Source organism: Thermostichus sp. MS-CIW-41, from assembly GCF_054058915.1.
The window spans coordinates 1-7,457 of record NZ_JBSSBO010000078.1 but is presented as its reverse complement, the minus strand read 5'-3'; the positions used below and the strand labels follow the sequence as shown (position 1 = coordinate 7,457).

The following is a 7,457-nucleotide window of genomic DNA, read 5'->3' as shown; positions in this document are numbered from 1 at the left end:
CGGGATACCGCCATTCTGGTTGGAAACAAACAGAATGCTATCGCTGCATAGTTGAACAGTGATGTTCAGCAGTGTTCAGCGTAAATGTATCAGTTATGGGAATGTCCCAGCTCACCGCAGCAGAGCTGCCCCCCAGCCAAATAGCCCATCCACCAACAGGGTATTCAGCACTGCTCCCGCAAATGCCCAATGGTGCAAGCGGCGGGATCCCTGGACTCTCCACAATCCAACACCCAGCAACAGAAGGCCCAAGCCGATGCCCCAACCCAGGCCCCAGGGGGTAGCCATTTTGTCGAGGGCCGCCCTAAAAGGGACAACCGCCTGCTCCAACCGGTCAAACTGCATCGCCTGCCGCCACTCAGGCAGCAGCCCCACCGAGTGAATGTAGAGATCTGTAACCGCCGTACCCCACAGGGAGCCGAGATAAAACCAGGTACCGATGCGGGCAAACCGTCGCCGTGTCCCCCACCAGACAATCGGGATCCCCAAGGCTTCCATGGGCATGTGCCAAAGAGGCTCAAAGCGCAGCCATCCCCAATACAGGGATCCTGCCAGCCAAGTCAGGGTAAAGCCGTACAGCAAATCTCCCCACAGGCGGGTACGGGACTGGGAGTAGAGATGCAAGCTAAGGCCCAGCCAGCCCAAAGACATCACCAAGCTGACCCAAGGGGCATACCGCACCAGGGGCGCTTGCACAAAAACGGGCAGACTCACGAGCAGAGCTGCCACTCCCCCAATGGCATGGTGGGATCGAAAACGCCTTTGAGCCGAGAGAGGGCGGGGATCCAGCCCGGCCAAACGCTCAGAGGACAGCAGAGGCTCATCTTGGAGAGGGGGTAAAAAAGGTGTAGAAGACAAAATGCAATATTAAAAACCTTTACATCAGTTAACATAGCACCTTCTTTGCCCTTCCCTCTTCTCCCCAGCAGGAGCGGGGAAGCCTTGGGGGCCTGGCATTCTCTCTCCAGAGATGTCAGGGTGGGAAGGAGGTGCTGGCCGGAGGAAACTGTATGGACTTGTTGTTGGCAGGAGACATCGGGGGCACCAAAACCAGCCTCAGCCTTGTCAATGCCGAGGATCCCGAGCACAGCCTTTACCACTGCCGCTATGCCAGCCAAGATTACGCCAACCTCGCCCCAATGGTGGGAGAGTTTCTGGCCCAGGCTCGGCGGGAGCTGGGGCGAGATCCACAGCCTGCTGCCGCCTGTTTTGCAGTGGCCGGCCCCGTCATGGAAACAAGGGGCTCAGGGTCTGAGGGACAGACTGCCAAAGTGACCAACTTGCCCTGGGATCTGCAGTCGAGCCAATTGGCCGCAGAGCTGGGGATCCCGCGCGTAGCCTTGATCAACGACTTCAGCGCTGTGGGGTATGGCGTGCTTGCCCTCGGCGACCAGGATCTGGACACCTTGCAAGTGGGTGAGCGTCAACCGCGGGCTCCGATTGGCGTGATGGGAGCAGGCACGGGTTTGGGGCAGGCTTACCTTACCTGGGGAGAAGGGGGTTACCAAGTTCATGCCAGCGAGGGCGGTCACGTGGACTTTTCCCCGCGCACCCCTCTGGAGTGGGAGCTCTTGAGGTATTTGCAAAAACGGCACGGACGTGTCTCCACCGAGCGGGTGGTCTCGGGGCAGGGGATCGTTGCCATTTATCAATTTTTGCGGGATAGCCAGTGGGGCTCAGGAGAAGAACAGCTGCTGGCCCAAATTGAGGCTTGGGAAAAGGGAGCTAAGCATATTGACCCGGCAGCCCAAATTGCCAATGCTGCCATGGAAGCACGGGATCCTCTGGCGGTGGAGTGTCTGCGGCTTTTCATCAGCCTGTACGGGGCTGCAGTCGGGAACTTTGCCCTACACCTATTGCCGCGCGGGGGCCTGTTCATCGCTGGGGGGATCGCGCCCAAGCTCTTGCGCCTACTGCATCAAGGGGAGTTTTTGTCCTCGTTTTTGGATAAGGGGCGGATGCGTCCTCTTCTGGAGCAACTGTCGGTGCAGGTGGTGGTGAATGCGCAGGTGGGGCTGAGGGGAGCTGCTCGCTACGCCGCCAACCTTTGGTAGGGAGCAGCCGCTGCTACTGAGGTTGCCGCCCCGGCCCAGCAGGCGATCGCAGCAATCCCAATGGGTGCTGGAAAATCTCGCCCAGCCGTCCTTTGCCCCAGACTCCATCTTGAGCCAGCAGATGGGGCAAGATGGGATTGCGCCTTTGCTGGGCTGGATTGGCAGACCCCACACCGGAAAGCACTCTGCCTGTGGCTCCGCCATCCAACTGACAATGATTGCCACCACGCAGAGGGACTTCATAGAAACTTCATGGTTGATCCGATGAATCCAATCTTTTGGGCTTTGGGCATAGCTGTGCTGCTGGCCGTGGGCTTGGCAGCCTATCTGTTGACTGCTCGCAAATACGAGTCTCCCGCCTCTGTGGCCAAGTCTTACGACGAGTGGACTCGGGATGGGATCCTAGAGTTTTACTGGGGCGAACACATTCACCTAGGCCACTACGGCTCTCCTCCCCAACGAAAAAATTTTCTGCAGGCCAAGCACGACTTTGTCCACGAGATGGTGCGCTGGGGGGGGTTGGATCGACTGCCTGCAGGGACAACCGTGTTGGATGTGGGCTGCGGCATTGGTGGGAGCTGCCGCATCTTGGCCCGCGACTACGGCTTTGTTGTAACCGGTATCACCATCAGTCCTCAGCAGGTGAAGCGGGCCCAGGAGCTCACCCCCCCTGATCTGCCTGTCCAGTTTCAGGTGGCAGATGCCCTCGACCTGCCCTTCCCCGATGCCAGCTTCGATGTGGTGTGGTCCATTGAGGCAGGGCCTCACATGCCGGACAAGGCCCGCTATGCCCAAGAGATGCTGCGGGTGTTGAAGCCAGGGGGAATCCTGGTGGTGGCGGACTGGAACCAGCGGGACGACCGGCAAAAGCCCCTGAACTTTTGGGAGCGGCTGGTGATGCGGCAACTGTTGGATCAATGGTCACACCCTTCCTTCTCCAGCATCGAAGGCTTTGCCGAGCAGTTGGAGGCTACTGGCCTGGTGGCGGGACGGGTAGAAACCGCCGACTGGACTCAGGAGACCCTTCCCTCTTGGCTGGATTCCATCTGGCAGGGCATTGTCCGTCCCGAAGGGTTGCTGAAGTTTGGCTTGGTGGGCCTGATTAAGTCGCTACGGGAGGTGCCCACTTTCTTGCTCATGCGCCTGGCCTTCGGCACCGGCCTCTGCCGCTTTGGCATGTTCCGGGCCGTGCGAGCCGCCACGTCGGCAGACTCCACCCGCACAGAAGTGGTTGCCCACAGCAGCCAATAGGAGAATAAGAGAGATGACAACTCTTGCTCCCACTCCGGATACTTTGGCAGCCCTCTACGACGTGATTATCGTCGGCGGAGGCATCGCGGGCTTAACCCTAGCTTGTGCCCTGCGGGGATCCGGCCTGCGGTTGGCCCTCATTGAGGCCCAGTCGGCTGAGGCAGTCAAACAGCGCCCCCTGGCCTATGCCCTTTCGCCGCTGTCAATCCGCATCTTCCGGGCCGTCGGGGTGTGGGAGGCGCTGGCTCCCCACATTACGCCCTTTGCTCAGGTGATTTTAACCGACGCCAACGCTCCCCAGCGGGTGACGTTTAGGCCGGAGGATGTGGGGGAAGCGGCAGTTTTCTACTGTGGCGAGCATGCCTGGCTGCAGCAGGCGCTCCAGGAGCAGGTGGCTGCCGATCCCAAAATTAGCTGCTACTACGAAGCCAAGGTGGAGAGCGTAACCTATGGGAAGGCTGCAGCCGAGGTAGAGCTGGAAACGGCCCAGGGGCGTCGCCAACTGCGGGCCTCCCTGGTGGTCGCCGCCGACGGCCTGCGCTCCCAGGTGCGGCAGTGGGCAGGGATCCCTAGCGACGGCTGGGACTATTGGCAGTCCTGCATCACCGCCTTGGTGGCCCCTTCCCAAGACCACCAAAACATTGCCTACGAGCGCTTCTGGCCTGCCGGCCCCTTCGCCATCTTGCCCCTGCCCGGCAACCGCTGTCAGGTGGTCTGGATCATGCCCCACGAGCAGGCCAAAGCCACCCTGGCCCTTCCTCAGGCCGACTTCTTGGCCGAGATGCAGCGCTACTACGGCGGTCAGAGCGGCCAGCTCACTTTGCTGAACCGGCCCCAGGTTTTCCCGGCTCGCCTACGGCAAAGCCGCCGCTACTATCAGCATCGTCTTGCCTTGGTGGGAGATGCCGCCCACCACTGCCATCCGGTGGCTGGCCAAGGGCTCAACCTCGGCATCCGCGACGCCGCTGCCCTGGCCCAGGTGCTCCTAGACGCCTGGAGACGGCATGAGGATCTGGGAGATGTCAAAGTCCTGCGCCGCTACGGTCGCCGTCGCCGCTGGGAAAACTGGGTGGTGCTGCTCTTCACGGATCTGCTCACCCGCACTTTCTCCAACTCCTACTGGCCCGTAGTGGTTATGCGGCGGTGGATCCTGAGAGGGATGATGGCCTTCCCCCCCCTGCGGTGCTTGCTGCTGTGCTTGATGACGGGACTTTGGGGGAGCTCTCCCTACAGTCCCAGCTCCTCCTTGGCCTTCTGAGCGGCCAGGAGCACCTCCGCATCTTCGGCCTGCGACCAGTCGGGGTCGGCGATCTCGGCGTAGAACCTTTGGTCGTAGGAGCGGGTTTGCACCACCACCGGCATAGGCACAGCGTGGCCGAGAAGGAGGGCCTGTTGCTTGGAATCCAGCTTGGCCAACACCGTTCTCAAGTTCTGGCTACCCGCCACCCCTGTGAACACCGCCTCGATATCTTGGTCGTCGTTGAGCAGCGCCGTGATGCGAGTGCCCAACTGCGACATCACCTCGCTGTCGATGCGGGAAGGGCGTTGATCCACCACCAGCAGCGTGACAAAGTACTTGCGCATCTCGCGGGCAATGGTGCCGAAGATGGTCTGCTTGGCCGCCCGCGGATTTAGAAAGCGGTGGGCCTCCTCGATGGTGATGCACAGTTGACGGGGCCGGTCGAGGGGATTTTTGGATTGCAAGTACCGCTCCGTCTGATGTACGTAGGCCTGGTGAATGCGGCGGGTGATGACGTTGGCCGCCAACATGTAGGAGAGCAGGTTGGACTGGGATCCAAACTCGATAACCACGTGAATGCCGCGGCTGAGGGCATCCAAAATCTGGCCGATGTAGTTGTGGGGCAGGGTGCTGCGGATGTACTTGAGGTTGTCAAGGCGGGTGAGCTTGCGCTGCAGGGCCATCATCGAGGCTTTGTTGCCCATTTTCTGTTCGCAAAACTCTTGAATCTCGGTGTTGGAAAGGCTCAAGAGGCGGCTGATCCAGTCGCGGCCAAACTCGTTGCGCAGGATAATGGCGTTTTCCAGGCTGGCTTCCGATAGGTTCAGCTCCTCTGCCAACAGGGCCAGATCCTCCACCTCGATCTGGTTGTAGGCGATGAAGAGCTCCTGCGCATCCCGCACCCCTCGCCGCCGGGTGGAATCAGGATCCAGGGTATAGATCTGTACCTGACCGGGAAAGAGCTGCCGCAAGCCCTTGACAGTGGTGGCGTGCTTGTCTTCGCTGGCCGCCTCCCAGCCGTACTCGGAGTGCATGTCAAAGATCAAGTTCACCGCTGCCCGTTTGCGGATGATGCCGGCCAGGATCAGGCGGGCTAGAAAGGACTTGCCGGTGCCCGATTTGCCGAAAATGCCGTTGCTGCGCTCCACCCAGCGATCCAAGTCCAAACAGATGGGCACAGCCATGTCGAGGGGCTGGCCGATAGCAAAGTTGCGCCGCTCCGGGTCGTCTTCCCAGCCGAAGACGGTGCGAAAGTCCAGTTCCCGTGCCTCATACACTTGCGAAAAATGGGCGGGCACTGTTTTCACGGGCAGCAGCTCCATGGCGCCAGCGGAAGGGGGTTCTTGGCCGAGGGGAGCTGCCAACGCTTCTGGCCGTTCGGGATTGACCAGGGGATACAGCCTTTCCCCTTCCGTTTGCCGCGGCACCAACATCAGCATCGGGGTGAGGGCAATAATGCCGTAGGTGCCGGTACCTGCCAGCACCTCCTGCAGCAAGGTCTCTTCCGGGCGGGGGGGATTGACCAGAATTTGGGGGTTGCTGGTTTCTAGGGTAACGTCAGTAAGCAGGCCAAAGAAGCGGTTGCGCTGCCCCTGGATCACCACGAATTTGCCCACCCGCAAGTCTTCTACCGAGACACCGGGATTGAGGCGAGCTTCCAGCCCTCGACTCAGGGATCCCTGAATCACGGTGGCCAAAGGTTGAGGAGGGGTCATGGCAGTGGGGGTTGGGTTCCAGATGCCTTATTCAGTTGCCCATCTGTAAGCGGGCGCTGGTGCGGGGGGCGCCATCCTGCACAATCCAGGTGCGGACGATCTCCACTTCCTCCGGCGTCCAAAAGCCCAGACGGGACAGGGGCAGCCCGCGGGCCTGAATGTAAGCAATCTCAGGGGATCCGCCGCGAGCTTGGGGGCGGTTGAGCTGAACTCTAGTCTCGACTGAATGCAGTGTACATTATATATATTCAGTATGCCCCAATTTGTAGCTCCAAAGGGAACAGCAATAGGTTTAGTGCTGAACTAGAGGTCGTACTTTGTTATTAGGATTCAAGACGGAGTTAAGACTGAATAACAAGCAAAGGACACTGGCGGCGCAGCACGCTGGGGTTGCTCGGCACGCTTACAACTGGGGACTGGAGCTTTGTAAGCAAGCTGTGGCAGAGAAGCGGAAGATTCCCACGGCAGTTGATCTGCACAAGAAACTTGTAGCCGAGGTGAAGAGGGCTAATCCTTGGTACTATCAGGTTTCTAAGTGTGCTCCGCAGGAAGCTCTTAGGAATCTGGAGAGAGCAATTAAGAGGTGGCGTGCTGGGAAGTCTAGATTTCCAGTATTCAAGAAGAAGGGGAAGCTGGACAGCTTTTACCTAGAAGGTGGGATTAGAATTTCCGGCAACAAAATCAAGGTTCCGATTTTCGGCTGGTTAGCTTGTTACGAGGTCTTGCCTGCGGTTGTGCCCAAGAATGTTGTTATCAGCCGGCGGGCCCACCGTTGGTTTATTTCCTTCAAGTATGAGGCGCCTGAGCCAGGGGGGCTGGAGAAGGAAGGGGACGTTGTTGGGGTTGACCTAGGAGTTAACAATCTAGCCACGTGTTCTGACGGGGGGACTTTTGGCAACCCCAAGCCCTATTGTAAGGCTAGGAAGCGGCTGAGGAGGTTGCAAAGGCGGTTGTCCAGGAAAGTTAAGGGGTCGCAAAACCGGCGGAAGGCAGTTAAGAAGGTGGCAAGACTCCACAAGAGAGTAGTTGATATTCGTCGGGACAACCTACACAAGCTTACTACCTATCTAGCTAAGAGGTATCGGGTGGTAATTATAGAGGACGTAAACTACCCGGCTCCGACCGCTAAGCGGTACGGAGCGGGCTTTCAGTAGCCCTGAGCCTGCTCTGCTCTACCAGAGAACAAAACAGGCCCGA

6 protein-coding genes are annotated in these 7,457 nt (G+C 59.3%); 4 read left to right on the top strand and 2 right to left on the bottom strand.

The features are described from left to right. Positions 1–111 precede the first annotated feature (111 nt). Positions 112–858, bottom strand: coding sequence for a DUF3120 domain-containing protein (locus tag ACVWXE_RS14060; protein WP_457402192.1), 747 nt, complete (start codon positions 856–858; stop codon positions 112–114). 152 nt (positions 859–1,010) lie between these two features. Here ACVWXE_RS14060 and ACVWXE_RS14055 point away from each other — a divergent pair, with 152 nt between their 5' ends. The 3 genes from ACVWXE_RS14055 (at position 1,011) to ACVWXE_RS14045 (ending at position 4,563) form a co-directional block, all read left to right on the top strand. After that, positions 1,011–2,054, top strand: a complete 1,044-nt coding sequence (locus ACVWXE_RS14055; RefSeq protein ID WP_414344654.1) for a glucokinase — start codon at positions 1,011–1,013, stop codon at positions 2,052–2,054. A 264-nt stretch (positions 2,055–2,318) separates the two neighbouring features. Next, complete coding sequence (locus ACVWXE_RS14050) at positions 2,319–3,305, top strand: methyltransferase domain-containing protein (protein ID WP_041436329.1); 987 nt, start codon at positions 2,319–2,321, stop codon at positions 3,303–3,305. Positions 3,306–3,318: 13 nt separating this feature from the next. Then, positions 3,319–4,563, top strand: a complete 1,245-nt coding sequence (locus ACVWXE_RS14045; protein ID WP_457466853.1) for an FAD-dependent hydroxylase — start codon at positions 3,319–3,321, stop codon at positions 4,561–4,563. Here ACVWXE_RS14045 and ACVWXE_RS14040 read toward each other — a convergent pair. Beyond that, a complete protein-coding gene (locus tag ACVWXE_RS14040; protein WP_457490614.1) occupies positions 4,533–6,260 on the bottom strand; it encodes a helicase HerA domain-containing protein in 1,728 nt (575 codons plus the stop codon). The genes ACVWXE_RS14045 and ACVWXE_RS14040 overlap by 31 nt on opposite strands. Before the next feature lie 317 nt (positions 6,261–6,577). On the opposite strand from ACVWXE_RS14040, the gene ACVWXE_RS14035 reads away from it, so the two are divergent. Continuing rightward, positions 6,578–7,414, top strand: a complete 837-nt coding sequence (locus tag ACVWXE_RS14035) for an RNA-guided endonuclease InsQ/TnpB family protein (RefSeq protein ID WP_457490613.1) — start codon at positions 6,578–6,580, stop codon at positions 7,412–7,414. The last annotated feature ends 43 nt before the right edge of the window (positions 7,415–7,457 follow it).